Raw genomic sequence first — 16,184 nt, 5'->3', positions numbered from 1 at the left:
ATGGAAATCGAACCCGGGATCGAAGCCCTCATCGAGGAACTGGACACCGGCGACTCGGCACGCGTGACCGCGGCGGTGGAGCGGCTGGCGGCCCACGGCGAGAACGCGCTGCCGAGGGTGCTGGAAGCGGTGTGCGCCGACCAGTCGTCCCAGCGTCTCAAGGTGTATGGGGAGGTGCTGAGCCGGATCGGTCCGCCGGCCTTCGACGCCGTCCTCACGGCGGCGAGCGCCGGGGAGCTGGACGAATGGCTCAGGGGCCGGCTGCTGCGTTTCTTCGACGAGCGTTGTGCCGGGCGGTACGCGGCATTGGCTGTGGACCCCGACCGCTGGCTGTCGAACGTCGGCTACGCGGGATTGCTCAGGCTGCGCGTGGACTCCGAGGCCGGGTTGCGGGCCCTGGTGGAGAAGGCCGCCCGGGGCGGCGACTTCTACGGCGAGCCCGGCAAGTACCTCCACACCATGTGGGACTCGTACGCCCCGCGCCTCCGGGAACTGTGCCGGGACTCGGCTTCCTCCCGGCCGGTACGTCGGGGCGCGCTCGGCCTCCTGATCGAGGGCGGCGGCCTGGACGCGCTCGACGAACGCGACCGCATGCTGGTGGAGCGGCTGGTACGGGTGAAGCTCCCGGGCGGCGTTCGAGCGGTCCCCGACACACAGCTCAGCGCCTGGTGGCTGGCCGTGCCCGGGGCGACGTACGAGGGCGTCTTCGAAGCGCTGGGCCTGCACGACCCGCGCCCCGTGACGGTGCAGACGGGTGTGGCGGCCGCGATGTGCGAGGAGGTACGGAGTCCGAGCCCGAAGGACCCGTCCCGTGGCATCAGCCGGGCCTTCGTGACACCGGAACTGGACGGCTGGCGCCTGGTGTTCGGCCAGTTCCGCCAGCTCGTCGGCTACGACGACTGGAACGACATGATCGAGACGGTGGAGCGCGTCAGCGCCGCCTGCGGCAAGGCACAGCTGTTCTTCGTGGACGACGCCGGCGGCGCGGACATCTGGTTCGCCGCCGAGGACGGCCGGATGGTCCGGCAGTACGCGGCCGAGGGCGGCTGGGACGAGGAAGACGACGAGGACGAGGACGACGACATCACGGGCGGCGTCCGTGACGTGTGCGGAGACCTGTCGGTCGACCCGGACCTGGTGGGGGTCCTCGACACGGTCGTCCGCGGTCACGGCTGGCTGGCGGTCACCGCACCGGACATGGGACACGGGCAGTTCCCGGGCCTGCTGCCGGTCTGACCCCTGCCCGCAATGACGGCAAGACGGTGATCGCCTGCTTCCGCCGAGCCGCTCAGGCGCGGCGGAAGCAGGCCGGCCGTCAGTACAGCCCGGTGTAACTGCTCCAGCCACTCGTGCCGATGGTCGCCGGGCCGGACAGGGTTCCCGTGCCGGTGCCGCTGAAGCGGTACAGCTTGCCGCTGCCGTCGCGGGCCACGATGTCGGCGCGGCCGTCACCCGTGAGGTCACCCGCGCCCACGACCGTGGTGTAGGCGGAACCCCAGTCCGACGCGACCTTCGTGCGCGCGGTGACGGCACCTGCGGCCTTGCCGTAATAGCGCCAGAGCGCACCGGACTTGTCGACCGCGAGCAGGTCACCCCTGCCGTCGCCGTTCAGGTCGCCGGCTCCGACGATCTTTGTGTAGAGCCGCCAGTCCGTCCCGATCCGGACCCGGGTGGTGAGCTTGTGCGTCGAGGTGCCCGCGTAGAAGTACATGTCGCCGGTGGTCGTCTGGCGTGCCACCAGGTCACTGATCCCGTCACCGTCGACATCGCCCGGTGAGGTGATGACGTCGTACTGCGCCCAGCCGGAGCCGATGAGTGTGGACGGGGACGACGCCGACACGATGCCGTCGCAGCCGGGCCGGTAGGCGCGCAGTTCGTTCCCTTGACGTACGAGCACGTCGTTGCAGCGGTCACCGTTCGTGTCGCCGAAGGGGACGAGGAGCGTGCCCCCGGGGAACCGGTCGCCCACCGCCTCCTGCCTGGCCCGCAGTCCACCGGTCCCGTTGCCCTGGTACGAATACACGAGGCCGGAGGAGTTCAGGGCCAGCAGCTCTCCGATACCGTCGTCGCCGACGAGGTCCCGCCACACCGGCTGGGCGTCGATCAGGGCCACCGTGCCGGTGACATTCAGAGAGCCGCCCTGCCCGTCCGCCGGAGTGACGGAGAGGGACCAGTCGTAACGCCCGTTCGGCAGGAACGCGTCACCGGCGCGGGACGGGTCGTTCCCGTGCCACCCCACGTTCAGCGCGCCGCGCGCTGCGCCGCCTCGCACGGTGTCGACGGTCTCGCCCGTGATCCCGCTGCGCACGGTCAGGGTCCAGCCGGCGGACGGCTTGGAGAGGAGCAGGCTCGTGAGCGCCCCCGGGGTTGCGTCGAGCGTTGTCGCATGGACGGTGCCGGCGTTCTCGGCGGGCCCCAGCAGTCGCAGGGGCTGCTCGGGCACCCCCGACGGGACGAGGTGGATCCGCTCCTGCGCATCGACGTACGCGGCATTGCTGCCGGCCTCGTCCACGGTCCAGCGGACATCGCGCTGCGAGACGCCGGTGTCGGGCAGCGTGCCGATGACCCGGTCGACCGCTTCACCGTCCGTGACGGTGGTGAGGGTCAGCTGTCCGGTCGCTCGGTCGTGCGTGACCAAGAAGCCGTCGCCGAGCCGTGCCTCTTCCGAGGGCACCGGCACCGACTTCTTCGCGGTGCGGTCGTAGACACCCGCGCCACCGTCGGGGCCGCAGTTCCAGTACAGCCAGCGTCCGACGGACTGCAGCTCCTGCGGTACGCAGCCCGCGTCCGTGGTGAGGGTGGCCGTCGCCTTCTTCGTGGACAGGTTGAAGCCTGCCACGCTACCCGGGGCGGTGCCCGCGCTCAGCAGCACGTCACCGTCGAGCGCGGCCGCGCCCTTGGGGCGGGTCACCGCGGTACCGGAGCCGCCCAGTCGGTAGACGTAACTCTGTGTGCTGTCCGTGTAGATGACGTAGCCGCCGGACACGTCCGTGACGTGGCCACCGGCCGGCACCGGCCGGTCGTCGAGACCGCTCGGACTGGGGCCGAAGGCCCAGAGCCGGTCGTAGCCCGATGTTCCGTCGCGTTCCAGCCAGACGATCCGGCCGTCGGCCGTGCCCTGGATCGCCGAGCAACCGGCGTCCTGGACCGGACAGGAGGAGATGAGGACACCCGAACCGGTGAAGGAGGAGCGGTCGCCGAACTCGGGGGTGCCGGACGCGGCGACGGTGCGCAGGTAGTCGTCCCGCCGCCCGCTGCTGGAGTCGGTCACGACAAGCCTGCCCTGGTTCAGGGACAGGCCCTGAACCTTCGCGACGGGCCTGATCAGCCGCTTGACCGTGACGACCGCGGGCGGGCCCTGGCCGGCGCCGGGAACCAGACGCTGGATGCCGTAGTCGCCCTCGGCGGTCGCACGGCCCACCACCAGCGCGTGACCCCCTGGCGCCGAGGAGAGACCAGAACTCGACGTGGAGATGACCGGGACGCTCGCCCCGCCGGCCATCGGCTTCGCCTGGATCGCCAGACCACAGCGGTAGACCACCCACTCACCGACCACGGCCAGGTCGTCGGCGGGGTTCACACCGCCACAGCCCACAGTCATTTCGGCCGGGTCGGCCGACAGGTCGTCGCGGGGAAGAACCAGCACCGTCGGGGTACTGGGGAAGAACAGGACGACGTGGTCCCCGGTCACCCGTGCCAGGTCGTTGCTGATGGGGATCGGCTGGGTCCAGCTCTCCACCTCGCCGGTCTCCCGGTCCACGGACACCATGCGATACGTGTCGTTCCACTGGCCGAAGAAGAACAGGCTGGTGGCGTCCGCACCGCGTGTCGCGCCCAGCTTCATCCCGGCCGGCATCCCGGTGACCGTGACGTCACGTGTGGTGCCGTCGGGCCCCGGGGTGAGCAGGTGATTGACGCGGGTGGGCGATCCGTCATCCGCGGTGGCGGTGGCGAACGAGACGACCGTGGTGCCGTACACATTCAACATCTGCTGCCCGGAGGGAACGCGGACGGTCTGCGTGGTGTCCTCGGACGCGTCCCACAGATTGATCCTGCCGTCCTGGTAGACGTAGGCGAGGACATCGCTGCCCGTTCCCGTCTGCCTGACGGCCGTGGTGTCCGCGGGTGCTTCGGTCGACACTCCGTCCGCGTAGCGCGTCCAGACCAGTCCCTTGTGGCCCTCCAGCAGGTGAAAGACACCCTGCGCCCCGGCCCCGTCGGCCCCCGACTGGGTGTCGCTGTTGTAGAGCGACGCCGACTCGTACGTATTGCGCTGCGCGGCCGGTACGACGGTCTCCTGCGGGGTTTCCGCTGCCGCCGCCGAGGCCGACAGAGGACCTGCCCCCGTCGCGAGGCCCAACACGACCATCAATGCCGCGCACGCTCCGGCCCATCGCGGGCGCACGACACCACATCGACTCATCCTCAGGACCCTCCCCAGACCCGTGAAGCGGTGCGCCGCCGACAAAGTCGACTTGGCCCCCCGGCCGATGCCGCACCCTCAGAAGCGCACACTCTATAGCCGCCCACCCGGGGCGGCACCGGCACCCCCATCATGGGCCCAGGAACCCATCGCGCCTGGTCAGAGGCAGGTGCGATGCCCAGGCCCCGTTGGGAAGCCCCTGCCGCCGGCGCCACGACGACATGGCGGCCCGGCGGCGCATCCGGCCGATGTACGGGCCGGGCGCTGGGTCCGCTGAGTCCGGTTCTTCGGGGCGGCGCTGACGCCGGCCTGGGCGTGGCTCTTCCTGGCGCCGTCCGCCTGGGAGGTGCTGCGCCGGGCCGCCGACCGGCTCGGCACGGGCCCGGCCACCGGACAGTTCCGATGGGCGCTGCCGTGCTGCCCCCTTCATTCTCCCCCGGCCCTCTCGGTCCGTGAGCGCGCACGGCGCCTCACGACGAGGACCTGAGACCTCGCGGGCACCGGCCAACCCCGGCCCCGGCACATCGCCGGACCGGGGCACGTCAGCTGGGGAGGGGAGGAGCATCGGACGCCACTCCTCCACAGCGGGAACCCGCGTTCACCTAAGGGAGGACGATGTCGCGGCCGTCCCCGCCGTCGAGGGTGTCCTTCCCGGTACCGCCGCAGACGAAGTCGTCGCCGCCCTCGCCGTGCACCACATCGTCGCCGGAGCCGCCGAGGAGGATGTCCCGGCCGTCCCCGCCCATGACGTGGTCGTCGCCGGGGCCCCCGTACACGATGTCGTCACCCTCGTAGCCCTCGATCATGTCGTCGCCGGGGCCGCCCCACATCCGCTGGTTGTCGCTGTCGCCCATCAGGTGGTCCATGCCGTCGCCGCCGTAGAGGGTGGCGGGTCCCATGACCATGTCGTCCCCCGCATCACCCAGCACCGTGCGGGCGGTGTGGGCGTGCAGTACGTCGTCCCCCGGGCCGCCGCTGACGGTGTTCATTCCGGGATCGAAGGCGGCGATCGTGTCGTCGCCGTCGCCGAGGAACACGTCGATCCTGTCGGGGCGTGCGCTGTCGGCGGGCAGTTCGCAGATGACGACGGTGAGGTCCTCGGGACTGGAGTACGCGCAGTGCTCGCCGGGCTCCAGTGGGACCGCGTCCCTGAAGCCGATCCGGCGGATCCCGTCGCTCGTGTACATCGGATAGATGTTGAGGTCGTTGGTCTGCCCCGCGGCGGCGGTATAGACGATCGACTGCGTCTCCCAGTCGGCCCCGACGCGTGCCTTCGCCCCGGTGACAGGGGCGGCGACGGAGCCGGCGGCCGCAGGGCCGACGGTGAGACCGGCGGATAACAGGGTCACTGCGAGAGCGCTGACGGCGGCTCGGTTGCGGTTCATGAGTCCTCGTCTCAAGGGGCGGCGGTGGGGCGGGTGGTGAAGGCAGTCTCCCGTTCCCGTCCGAATCCGCAAGAGCGCGAATCGGCGCGGTGTCACATGGCCCGGCTCGTGATCGACTCGGTTTGTTCATTGACATGTCCTGTGAAAGTCGTACCGTTGGGAGCGCTCCCACGACAGCTTTGCCACTGGAAGGAGTTCCCCCCACATGAACCACAGGATTCCGTTAACCGGGCGTTCGAGGTCGCGCCTCCGCCGCCCCCTCCAGTCACTCGTCATGCTGTTCGCCGTCGTCATCGGCGCGCTGACGTGGTCGACCCCGGCCCAGGCCCACGGCACGATCGTCGATCCCGCCAGCCGCGCGTACAAGTGCTGGGAGACGTGGGGCAGCAACCACACGGACCCGGCCATGCAGACGCAGGACCCCATGTGCTGGCAGGCATGGCAGGCCAACAGCGACACCATGTGGAACTGGATGAGCGCGCTACGGGACGGCCTCGGCGGCCAGTTCGAGGCACAGACCCCCGACGGAACGCTCTGCAGCAACAACCTGTCCCGGAACGCCAGCCTGGACGAGCCCGGGGCGTGGAAGACCACCACGGTCGGCGACAACTTCTCGGTGCACCTGCACGACCAGGCGTCCCACGGCGCCGACTACCTCAAGGTCTACGTGAGCAAGCAGGGCTTCGACCCCACGACCCAGACCCTGGGCTGGGGCAACCTCGACTTCATCACGCAGACCGGCTCGTACGCGCCGGCCCAGGACATCACGTTCCCCGTCCAGACCTCCGGCTACACCGGACACCACGTCATGTTCGTGATCTGGCAGGCATCCCACCTCGACCAGGCGTACATGTGGTGCAGCGACGTGAACTTCGGCTGAGCCGGGGAACACCGCACCGAGCCCCGTCGGAGCAGGGACACCCTGCCCCGGCGGGGCTTCCCGCTCAGTACACCGTGTCCCGCTGGTCCGGAACGACGCTGCCGTCCGCACGCCGCACCGGGGCGAGGGTGCCGTCGGGCTCGGTGTAGGCGGCGGTCGAGCAGGGGTAGGCCGTGGTCCGGCGGGGCAGCGGCTCGATGAACATGGGGTTCACGACCCAGCGGCCGTCGGCGTTGTCGTAGGCGCGGCACATCACCTCGTTCTTGTTGCGGTTGAGCACCAGGTGCGCGCCCGTGGCGTCGCCGACGAAGGTCACGTCGGTGTCGGCGTCACCGCCGCCGAGCGCGATCCGCCGTTGGGGAGCCTGCTGGTTCCAGGCGGCCCGGCCCTTGATCCCGAAGATCTCCTGGTTGATCCAGCACCGCTTGCCGTCGATGTACGGGATGGCCTCACCCTTGGTGACGCCCACGCCGCCGCAGCCCTCGTTGCTGGTCGTGATGCGGCCCCTGCGGTCGAGCACGGACCGGATGGCGACGGTGTGCGCCCGGTCGATCCCGATGCCGCGCGACCACACCTCGGTGACCGGCTCGGAGCCCGCCGAGACGATCCACACGTCGAATCCGGCCTTCTGGAGCGTCCGGACGAGGTCCCGTTGCTGCTCGTAGTACCGCACATAGGCGGGAAGGACGTGGGTGCCGACGGTGCGGGTGGCGCCGACCGGCGCCGCGAGGGCCTCCGCGCGGGCGGCCTCGGTGTACGCGCGCAGCTCGGGGACGGTGTGCCCGGCGAACAGCTGCGGCACCCATGCGTACTGCGGCACGGTCCGCCGGTGGTTCCACTTGCCCGCGAAGGCGGCCTCGCCGCTCATCGTCGTGCCGTCCTCACGGATCTGGAGGATCTCGTCGGCACAGCGGGCGTTGGTGGAGGTGGGCAGGGGCGTCCCCACCTTCACCTCGGTTCCGCAGGCGTCGGTGAGCGCCTTGTTCGCGGTGCTGGTCAGCCACTTGCTGGTGTCCTTCCAGCTGGCGGGCCGAAGGATCTTGTCGTGCCGCAGAGACCAGCTGATGGTGGCGTCGGTGACGTCGTTCTTGGTGATGGTGTTGTCCCAGTCGAACGCCGCGACCGGGCGCGGCCCCCCTCTGCCGTGGCAGGTGCCGCGCTCATCGATCATGCGCTGCAGTTGGGCTCTGTTGTCGCCGTACCAGGGAAGATCGTCGGAAAGCTGAGGGCAGCGGGCCGCCGCAACGCCGCCGGGGTGGGCCGGGGCGGCTGCCACGGGGCCGGTCGCGGCCACGACCGAGAGTGCGGCCGTCACAGCTGAGGTCCATGCGAGAACAAGACGGATACGCATGCGAGTGGACGGTACATCAGTATTTCAGCGATGTAGAGAGGGCACGCGGTGCCGTCCACACCCCCTCGGGGACGCGGACGGCACCGGCACGCAGGAGCCGGATCAGCGCTTGGCGGCCCCCTTCGCGGGGCTGCCCGTGAAGGTGAACTGCGAGCCCGGCTCGACGAGCAGGTCGCCGTCGCGCGAGTTCGAGATCGTCACGTTGGAGAGGGTCGCGTCACCCCGCGCACCGCTCATCGCGAGGATGCCCGAGCCGTTGTTCGACTTGTCGATGCGTACGTCGGAGATCTTCGTCCCGGTGTACTGGCCGCCGCCCGTCTTGAACTGGATGCCGTCGTACGTCGAGTCGAGGATGTCGGTGTCCCGGATGGTGACGCCGGGGATGCTCGTTGCCTGCGCGAAGAGCGTGATGGCACCGAACTCCTGGTCCTCGTTCCAGAACGCCCCGCCGGTGCGGTTCAGGGTGTTGCCCGCGATGAGCGTCTGGCCACTGAAGGGGATCGGGTCGTGGTCGGTGGCGAGCATGATGCCCGGGTAGTTCATCGTGTCGGAGACGACGTTGTTCTCGATGGTGTTCCCGAAGCCGCCGTAGACCGCGATCCCGTTGGCCCGCCAGGGCAGTTGGATCGTGTTGTTGCGGAAGTGGTTGTTGGAGCCGACGTCGACCGACGTGTCCTTGACGTACTTGCTCGACCAGACGGCGAGCGAGTCGTCGCCCGTGTTGCGGAAGGACGAGTTGTAGACGGTCGAGTTACGGGTGCCGTTGGTGAAGTTGATGCCGTCCGCGTACGTGTCGCGGATCCGCATCCCGCTGAACTCCAGACCGTCGCCCGGCCCCCACAGCTCGGGGATGTTGGAGTAGTCGCGGCCGACCCAGACACCGACGTTGGCGTGCTCGATCCACACGTTGGTGATCTTGGTGTTCTTCCCGAGGCGCCCGTTGATGCCGACGCCGCCCTCCGCGTTGCCGTCACCGCCGCGGATCCGTCCGGAGCCGAAGATGGCGAGGTCGGAGATCTGCGTGTTGTCGTCGATGTCGAAGCCGAAGTTGCCCTCGTGCGGGTGGTTGATGCCGCCCGCGTCCTGCGGCTGGGTGAGGGTGTAGAGCTGCGAGTACCACATGCCGGCGCCCACGATCTTCACGTTCTTGATGCCGACCTGGTTGTACTGGCCGCGGTGCTGCGGGTCGGGGGTGAGGATCTTCTGCTCCTGGCGCCACTGCCCGGCCGGGATCCAGACACAGGAGATCTGACCGGCCTGGTCCGCCATGACAGCGCGCTGGAGGGCGTCGGTGTCGTCGATGCCGTCGTTGGGGACGGCGCCGTACTCGGTGATCGAGGTGCACTCGGAGGGCTTCGTCTTCGCCGGGGCGACCTGCTCCAGGTCGACCAGGTCCACGATGTAGAAGGCCGCGGTGTCCCCGGCGTCGCGCTGCAGCCGGAACTTGGTGCCCACCGGATAGGTCTGGGCGAGCAGCGCGTTCGACTCGTCGAAGAGGCGTCGCGCGTCCCCGCCCGGGGTGTTGGTCAGGCCCTCGGGGTCGTCGGTCGAGCCGTAGAGCCACGAGTGCTTCGAGGAGAGGTCGAGCTTGCGGACGAACTTTCCGTCGGCGTAGAGGCTGAGCGTCGCGGACTGCCCGCCGCCGGCTGCGGCGTCCGGGATGGAGTTGCGTACCACGATCGAGTTCGTCGGATTGGTGGAGGTGAACTCGACGTACTCACCGGTGTTGTCGAGCCGCACCGACTTGCGCCCGCTGGACTCGGTGGCGAAGTTGGTGTGCCCGAAGGTGCGCTTGGCGTCGGTGGTGAGGAGCTTGCCGGTGTACGTGCCGTTCTCGGCCTCGTACTCGGTGTACGGCACGGCGGCGCCCCGGCCCACGACGATCGAGCGGGCGAAGGTGTTGTTGTTCTCGTCGGTCTCGGCGACGGTGTTCGTCGCGTCGGCGCTCGCGGTGAGCGTCGCGCCGCCGTCGGTCGCCGTCCACGTGCCGGAGATCGGCACCTGGACGGAGGCGCCCGCCGCCACGGCGGGGGTGGTGCCGTTGAGCGTGGTCGTCCCGGCCGTCAGCCGGGTGACGGTGCCGGCCGCGACGGCGCTCGTGCCGCGGTTCTTCACGGTGACGGTGAAGCTGACGCTCGCCCCGCTCGCCGGGCTGTCCGGGTTGGTGGCGATGCCGGTGACCTGGAGGTCGGGTCCGGGGCTCTGCGTGACGACGAGGGGCGCGGCGCCTGCCCGGCTGTTGTTGCTGTCGTCCTGCTCGACGACGGTGTTGTCCGGGTCCACGACGGCGGAGACCGCGTAGGAGCCCTGCGGGTGCTTGCCGGTGTCCACCGTGACGGTCGCCGAGGCGCCCGCGGCGAGTGCGCCGACGGCGGCGGTGCCCGCGACCGTGCCGTCCAGACTGACGGCGACGGTGGTGGCCGGGGAGGCGGCCGTGCCGGCGTTGCGGACGGTCGCCTTGACGCTCACCGCGTCCTTCTCGGACGGGGAGGCGGGCGTCCAGTTCAGATCGGTGAGCGTGAGGTCGGGGTTGGGCGCGGCGGTGCCGACGACCTCGACCTCGGCGATCTGGCCCCCGGGCGCACCGGAGTTGGCGCTGAGCGCGAGCCGGAGGTCGGCGGCGCGGCCGGAGACCGGGATGGTCACGGTGTTCTTGTTGCCCGACGGGCTGAAGTCGTAGTTTGCGCGCGCCTTGAGCGTGGTGAAGGCGGAAGCGCTCTGGCCGCGCCCGCTCACCTCGATCGCCTGCGTCCGTGCGCCCCACGCGGAGTCGGGGTTGAGCTTGACGACGACGGCGGAGAGATCCGCGTCGGCCCCGAGCTTCACGGTGAGCTGCCCCGGCATTCCGGCGGACTCCCAGTACGTGTTCACGTCCCCGTCGTTGGCGTTGGCCGGGATGAAGGTGTGGACGTAGCCGTTGGCCTCGACGGGCTTGCCCTTGGCGAGGTTGGTGCCGGCGGGCGGGGTGCCGGGGTCACCCGGGTCTCCCGGATCGCTTCCGCCGCCCGCGCCGCGGACCTCCAACTCCGAGAGCTGTGCGGCCTGCCAGCCGGTGTTGGCGGTGACCTGCACCCGGACGTACCGGACGTCAGTGGCGTTGAAGCCGAGGGTCACGGCCCCGGCGGCGGCGGGCGTGAAGGTGCGCTTGGCGGAGCCGGAGAGGGTGCTCCAGGTGTCGCCGTCCGTGCTGCCCTGCACGGTGAGCGTCTCGTCGCGCGCCTCCCACGTCGTGGGGAGCTTGAGGGTCACCTCGTTGACGGACGTCCTGGCGCCGAGATCGACACGGACCCATTGAGGGAAGGAGCCGCCGGGGCCCTCCCAGTAGCTGGCCTGGTTCCCGTCGGTGACGTTGCCCGCGCCGTACTCGCCGTTGGCACCGCTGGCGGTGGCCGGGCGGCCCAGCGCGAGGTTGGGCCCGGCGACGGCCGCGGGCGCGGCGGCGTGCGCCGTGGCGGGGACGAGTCCGAGGGGGATCAGACAGGCCGCGAGCAGCCCGGTGACCAGCCGTCGGGCGGATGACTTCCGTCTCATGCTGTCCTCTGTTCGATGAGGGGTGGGGAGAAGAGGCGGGACGGTTCGTGGAGCGTGGAACAGGTGGGGCGAAGTCCCGCGCCCAGGAAGGGCTGTGATGAGTTTTTGAGTGAATGAGTCAAGGATTTGCAGCTACGTGGAGATAGATTTCTGACAGGTTAAAGATTTGTCAACGGTTCTGACGGTGTTGTGACGCTCGGCGGTCGCGCATGACGCACGGTGCGGCAAGCGGAATGCGTGCTTCGGGTCGAGATCCGCGTCCTGCGTCGCCAGGTGTCGAGGGTTTGGAACGCTGCACTAATTTGGTGCGCCGTACCAAATGTGGCAGCATGGAGGTATGACGACGCGAGCACGCCGCACCGAGCGGCGTAACCAGGTGCTTTCCCGGGAGCAGATCATCGAGGCCGCGATCGCGCTGCTCGATGCGGGCGGCGAGCGTGCGCTGACCGTCCGGGCTCTCAGTGAGCGGCTGTCCACCGGGTCCGGCGCGATCGCCTATCACGTGGGCAAGCGGGACGATCTGCTGGACGCGGCGACGGAGACGCTGATCATGGCGGCCCTGGAGGCGAAACCCGCCGGGGCGGGGACGTCCCCCGAGGACGAGATCCGCGGTGTCGCGCTGGCCGTGTTCGACGCGATCGACGAGCACAAGTGGCTCGCCACGCGGCTCATGCTGCAGATCGTCCGCAATCCGATGGGCCCGGTGACGGTGGGGCTCTTCGAGCGGATCGGCGGGCAGGTGGGGGCGCTCGGTGTGCCCGAGGACCGCTGGTTCGACGCGGCCTCCACGCTCGTGCACTACATCCTCGGCGCGATCAGCCAGAACGCGGACATCGCGGGAGACGCCTCGGGACTCGACGCCGATGCGGACCGCGAGGCGTTCTTCGGCGCGGCTTCGGCGGCCTGGGAAGAACTCCCCGTCGCGGACTACCCGTTCATGCACGCCGTCGTCGGCCGGATTCGAGAGCACGACGACCGCGAGCAGTTCCTGACCGGCATCGCCGTGGTCCTCGACGGGCTCACCCGCCTGCGCTGACCGGTCGCCGCGCCGCCCTCCCCCTCACCCCTTCACGGCAAGGAAGTACCCCCATGCATGACGTCATCATCGCGGGCGCGGGCCCGGTCGGCCTGTTCGTGGCCGGCGAGCTGGCGCTGGCCGGGTGCACCGTCCTGGTCCTTGAGCAGGACCCGGACCCCACTCCGCAGCTGAAGGCGCTCCCGCTCGGGCTGCGGGGCCTGAACGCCGGATCCGTCGAAACGCTCTACCGCCGAGGTCTGCTGGAGGCCGTGGCGAACGCTTCCGGCGTCGACCCGCGACGGCTCGGCGCCGACCGCGGGGCCACCGAGGCCCCTGCTCCCCGGGATCTGAGCCACTTCGCCGGGATGACCCTCGACGCGGCCGATGTCGACACCGCCGCCCTGGACTTCCGGCTGCCCAGCCCGGCCATGGAGGGCTGTATGACGAGCCTGGAGGCCGTCACGACGGTCCTGGCCGCGCACTCCCGCGACCTCGGGGTGGAGATCGTGCGCGGTGTCCCCGTCACCGCCGTCACCCAGGACGACGACCACGTCCTTGTCACCGCCGGCGGCCAGGAGTACCGGGGGCGTTACCTGGTGGGGTGCGACGGAGGCCGCAGCGCCGTACGCCGCCTGACCGGTTTCGACTTCATGGGCACCGACCCCCTGTTCACCGGCTACGTCGCCCAGGTCACCTTCGCCGATCCCGACCGGCTGCGCCTCGGGTTCAACCTCACCGACAACGGCATGTACCTGCGCACGCCCCTGGAAGGCCACCTGGGCATGATGGACTTCGACGGTGGCGCCTTCGACCGCTCGAAGCCGCTGACCCGCGAACACCTGCAGTCCGTCCTGCGCCGTATCTCCGGCACCGACGTGACCCTGGAAGCGGTTCACCTGGCCTCCAGCTTCACCGATCGCGCCATGCAGACGACGACCTACCGCAACGGCCGCGTCCTGCTCGCCGGCGACGCCGCCCACATCCATTCGCCGCTCGGCGGCCAAGGACTGAACCTGGGCATCGGCGACGCGATGAACCTCGGCTGGAAGCTGGCCGCCGCCGTCCACGGCACCGCCCCCGAGGGCCTGCTCGACACCTACACCAGCGAACGCCACCCCATCGGCGCCGGAATACTCGACTGGTCGCGCGCCCAGGTCGCGACCATGAAGCCGGGACCCAACGCGCCCGCCCTGCGCACTCTGGTCCACGAGCTGATGCGCACCCCCGACGGCACCACCCACGTCTATCGCCGGACCTCGGGCCTGTTCCACCAGTACGACCTGGGCGGCGGGCACCCGCTGGTGGGTCGCAGCGCCCCGGACTTCCGCTTCGAGGACGGCACCCGCCTCGGCCACCTTCTGCACCACGGACACGGCGTCCTGCTCGACTTCACCGCCGACCAGGCGCTCGGCAAGGCGGCCCAGGCGTGGCAGGGCCGTATCCGGTACGCAGCCGGCCCCGTGCGGGACAGCCTCGGGCTGGCGGCCGTACTCGTCCGGCCCGACGGGGTCGTCGCCTGGACGGGGGCCGACCCCCAGGCCTTCGAACAGGAGGCGGCCCGATGGTTCACCACGCAGAGCTGACGAGCCATCAACTCCGCGGTCCCGCACAGCTCATCACCCCTGGGCGGCTGATCCGAAGAAGTCGATGAGCCCGTGGGGCGCGCTCTCACCGATGACCAGGTCCATGATCTCGTGGGCGTCGGCGAAGAAGGAGGCGGAGCGCGGGAACATGGCCTCCTCGTAGACGGCGAGGGCCTTCTCGATGTCGTCAGGGTGGGCGGCGATCGCCCCGGCGAGTTCCGCGCCGTCGAGCATGGCGAGGTTGGCCCCGTCGCCGGACGGCGGCATCAGATGCGCGGCGTCACCGATGAGGGTCACTCCGGGCACGCGGTCCCAGCGGTGCCCGTCGGGCAGAGTGTGGATCATGCGCGCGACCGGGGCGGTCTCCGTACCGGTGATCAGCGCCAGCAGCTCGGGCGCCCACCCCTCGAATTCGGCCGCGATCCGCGCCGTACCGATGGCACCGTCTCCATCGGCACCGCTCCCCTTTCCGGCGCCCGGAAGGCCGAGCTCCGCGACCCACTCGGCGGAGCGCGCCAACTGCACGTACGTGTGCAGGACACCGCCCGCCTCGCGGTGGGCGGTGATCCCCTTGCCAGGGGTCAGCGCGTACATCGCGCCGGGGCCGACCAGGCGGGCCGTCGCAGGGTGCCGCTCGTCCACGTCGTGGAGGTAGGTCTCGATGAACGTCTTGCCCGTGTACGCGGGTCGCGCGTCGGAGAGCAGGGGCCGCACCCGGGACCACGCGCCGTCGGCGCCGACGAGGAGGGCGCTGACGACGGTCGAGCCGTCGGCGAAGGACACCTCGTGCCGCCCGTCACCGAGGGACCGGACTCCGGCGACCTTGGCACCCCAGCGGACGGTGTCCTCGGGCAGGGAGTCGAGCAGGATGCCGCGCAGGTCGCCGCGGAGCACCTCCGGGCGGGTCTCCCCGTCGTCCCCGGGGATGTTGAGCAGCAGCTCACCGTCCTGGTCGAGGATGCGGGCCGCGTCGGCGCCCTCGTGGATGATCGAGCGGAACGCCTCGGTGAGTCCGGCGGCGGCGAGCGCGAGCTGTCCGCTTCCGGGGTGGATGTCGAGCTGGCCGCCCTGGGTCCGGGCGGCCGGGGAGGCGTCGGCTTCGTAGACCGTCGCGGGGATGCCGTGGACGTGCAGGACGCGGGCCAGGGTGAGACCGCCGAGTCCGGCACCGACGATCGTGACGGGTGTGGTGTTCATGGCTCTGCCTTTCGGGGTTCAGGCTGCGGGGGCGCGCGAAGCACCCGAATGGAACGGCGTTCCATCCCTCTAGGGTGGAACGCCGTTCCATTCATGTCAAACTGTTCCCATGACCACCAGGACCCAGCGAGCCGACCGGCGCACCGAGGCGCTTTCGAAGCAGCGCATCGTCACGGCGGCGATCGACATCCTCGACGAGGGCGGGGAGAAGGCGCTGACCTTCCGGGCGCTGGCGACGCGCCTGGCCACCGGGAGCGGGGCGATCTACCACCACGTCGCCGACAAGGACGCCCTGCTCAAAGCCGCGGTCGACGAGGTCATCACCCGGGTCACGACCGGAACGCCGGGCGACGGCGACCCCCGGGAAGCCGTACGGGCGGTCGCCCTCGGAGTGTTCGACATCATCGACGCCCGCCCCTGGGTGGGCACCCAACTCTCCCGCGAACCCTGGCAGGACGCGGCACTGCGCATCCTGGAAGGCTTCGGCGGGCCGCTGGACGCGCTCGGCGTCCCCGAACACGCCCAGTTCGACGCCGCGACCGCACTCCTCGGCCACGTACTCGGCCTCGCCGGACAGTACGCGGCGGCCGCACGCCTGCTGCCGCCCGGTTCGGACCGGAAGGCGCTCCTCTCGACGTTCGCCGGCCGGTGGTCGCGGCTGGCGCCCGAGGAGTACCCGTTCGTACGGCGCATGGCGGACCGGATGCCCGAACACGACGACCGGGCCCAGTTCCTCGCCGGAATCGACCTGCTCCTCACGGGGATCGCCGCCACCCCCTGACGCCGACGACCGCTCGTCGTACGGGCTCCGCGCGA

The 16,184-nt window shown here is 70.4% G+C and carries 10 protein-coding genes; 5 read left to right on the top strand and 5 right to left on the bottom strand.

Annotation, left to right across the window (positions count from 1 at the left end; translation table 11 throughout):
• Positions 1-1,236 carry a hypothetical protein gene (locus AMK18_RS30345; protein ID WP_073865306.1) on the top strand — a complete coding sequence of 412 codons (1,236 nt, stop codon included), beginning with the start codon at positions 1-3 and terminating at the stop codon, positions 1,234-1,236.
• Between the two features lie 79 nt (positions 1,237-1,315).
• Here AMK18_RS30345 and AMK18_RS30340 read toward each other — a convergent pair whose 3' ends face one another.
• Positions 1,316-4,369: an FG-GAP repeat domain-containing protein gene (locus tag AMK18_RS30340; protein ID WP_107422376.1), complete on the bottom strand. Its 3,054-nt coding sequence runs from the start codon at positions 4,367-4,369 to the stop codon at positions 1,316-1,318.
• 656 nt (positions 4,370-5,025) lie between these two features.
• The gene (locus tag AMK18_RS30335; protein ID WP_073865304.1) at positions 5,026-5,808 is read right to left on the bottom strand and encodes a calcium-binding protein; all 783 of its coding nucleotides are present in this window, start codon (positions 5,806-5,808) and stop codon (positions 5,026-5,028) included.
• 274 nt (positions 5,809-6,082) lie between these two features.
• Here AMK18_RS30335 and AMK18_RS30330 point away from each other — a divergent pair, with 274 nt between their 5' ends.
• Positions 6,083-6,688, top strand: a complete 606-nt coding sequence (locus AMK18_RS30330) for a lytic polysaccharide monooxygenase auxiliary activity family 9 protein (RefSeq protein WP_018103126.1) — start codon at positions 6,083-6,085, stop codon at positions 6,686-6,688.
• 64 nt (positions 6,689-6,752) lie between these two features.
• Here the strand turns inward: AMK18_RS30330 and AMK18_RS30325 are convergent, their stop codons facing one another.
• Both AMK18_RS30325 and AMK18_RS30320 read right to left on the bottom strand, forming a co-directional pair.
• On the bottom strand, positions 6,753-8,003 hold the full coding sequence (locus AMK18_RS30325) for a hypothetical protein (RefSeq protein ID WP_018103127.1): 1,251 nt from the start codon (positions 8,001-8,003) through the stop codon (positions 6,753-6,755).
• A 138-nt stretch (positions 8,004-8,141) separates the two neighbouring features.
• On the bottom strand, positions 8,142-11,570 hold the full coding sequence (locus tag AMK18_RS30320) for a CARDB domain-containing protein (RefSeq protein WP_073865303.1): 3,429 nt from the start codon (positions 11,568-11,570) through the stop codon (positions 8,142-8,144).
• A 337-nt stretch (positions 11,571-11,907) separates the two neighbouring features.
• On the opposite strand from AMK18_RS30320, the gene AMK18_RS30315 reads away from it, so the two are divergent.
• Positions 11,908-12,606 (top strand): TetR/AcrR family transcriptional regulator, encoded by a 699-nt coding sequence (locus AMK18_RS30315; protein ID WP_073865302.1) that lies wholly within the window; start codon positions 11,908-11,910, stop codon positions 12,604-12,606.
• Positions 12,607-12,659: 53 nt separating this feature from the next.
• Entirely contained in the window at positions 12,660-14,171 is a 1,512-nt protein-coding gene (locus AMK18_RS30310; RefSeq protein ID WP_073865301.1) for an FAD-dependent monooxygenase, read from the top strand.
• Positions 14,172-14,204: 33 nt separating this feature from the next.
• Here AMK18_RS30310 and AMK18_RS30305 read toward each other — a convergent pair whose 3' ends face one another.
• Complete coding sequence (locus AMK18_RS30305) at positions 14,205-15,368, bottom strand: FAD-dependent oxidoreductase (RefSeq protein ID WP_073865300.1); 1,164 nt, start codon at positions 15,366-15,368, stop codon at positions 14,205-14,207.
• A gap of 109 nt (positions 15,369-15,477) precedes the next feature.
• On the opposite strand from AMK18_RS30305, the gene AMK18_RS30300 reads away from it, so the two are divergent.
• A complete protein-coding gene (locus tag AMK18_RS30300; protein WP_073865299.1) occupies positions 15,478-16,149 on the top strand; it encodes a TetR/AcrR family transcriptional regulator in 672 nt (223 codons plus the stop codon).
• Positions 16,150-16,184 lie beyond the last annotated feature (35 nt).

Source organism: Streptomyces sp. CB01249, from assembly GCF_001905735.1.
In the GTDB taxonomy this organism is placed as follows: domain Bacteria; phylum Actinomycetota; class Actinomycetes; order Streptomycetales; family Streptomycetaceae; genus Streptomyces.
This window is presented reverse-complemented; position numbering and strand designations above follow the sequence as displayed.

Excerpts from the sequence above, each read along its gene's own strand:
- AMK18_RS30345 (WP_073865306.1), top strand. The coding sequence starts at position 1 with ATGGAAATCGAACCCGGGATCGAAGCCCTCATCGAGGAACTGGACACC.
- AMK18_RS30340 (WP_107422376.1), bottom strand. The coding sequence starts at position 4,369 with ATGGTCGTGTTGGGCCTCGCGACGGGGGCAGGTCCTCTGTCGGCCTCG.
- AMK18_RS30335 (WP_073865304.1), bottom strand. The coding sequence starts at position 5,808 with ATGAACCGCAACCGAGCCGCCGTCAGCGCTCTCGCAGTGACCCTGTTA.
- AMK18_RS30330 (WP_018103126.1), top strand. The coding sequence starts at position 6,083 with ATGCTGTTCGCCGTCGTCATCGGCGCGCTGACGTGGTCGACCCCGGCC.
- AMK18_RS30320 (WP_073865303.1), bottom strand. The coding sequence starts at position 11,570 with ATGAGACGGAAGTCATCCGCCCGACGGCTGGTCACCGGGCTGCTCGCG.
- AMK18_RS30315 (WP_073865302.1), top strand. The coding sequence starts at position 11,908 with ATGACGACGCGAGCACGCCGCACCGAGCGGCGTAACCAGGTGCTTTCC.
- AMK18_RS30310 (WP_073865301.1), top strand. The coding sequence starts at position 12,660 with ATGCATGACGTCATCATCGCGGGCGCGGGCCCGGTCGGCCTGTTCGTG.
- AMK18_RS30305 (WP_073865300.1), bottom strand. The coding sequence starts at position 15,368 with ATGAACACCACACCCGTCACGATCGTCGGTGCCGGACTCGGCGGTCTC.
- AMK18_RS30300 (WP_073865299.1), top strand. The coding sequence starts at position 15,478 with ATGACCACCAGGACCCAGCGAGCCGACCGGCGCACCGAGGCGCTTTCG.